Source organism: Gilvimarinus sp. 1_MG-2023, assembly GCF_030548285.1.
In genome coordinates, this window is the sequence record NZ_JAUOSC010001093.1 from 1 (window position 1) to 267 (window position 267).

Genomic DNA, 267 nt, shown 5'->3' on the forward strand with positions numbered 1-267 from the left:
GGTCAGCGCCATGCTGATTATCCCGCCAGCAGCAGCTCGCAGTTTATCCCGCACCCCTGAGCAGATGGCCCTGTTCGCCAGTCTGATCGGGTTGGTATCGGTACTGATGGGCATGTCGGCCTCGTTCTGGTGGGACACCCCCGCTGGCCCCAGTGTTGTCGTCGCGGCCACCCTGCTGTTTGTTGCCAGCACCGCCGTTAACCGGCGGTGAGGTTCTTTTCGTATCGTACTGTAACGTACTGTACCGGGCCAATATCCGCCATTTTG

1 protein-coding gene is annotated in these 267 nt (G+C 59.9%); it reads left to right on the top strand.

Going from position 1 to position 267, the window contains the following annotated elements; genetic code table 11:
* The coding region (locus tag Q4563_RS20240) for a metal ABC transporter permease (protein ID WP_303605788.1) at nt 1-211 on the top strand (211 nt) is incomplete at its 5' end.
* Between the last annotated feature and the right edge of the window lie 56 nt (nt 212-267).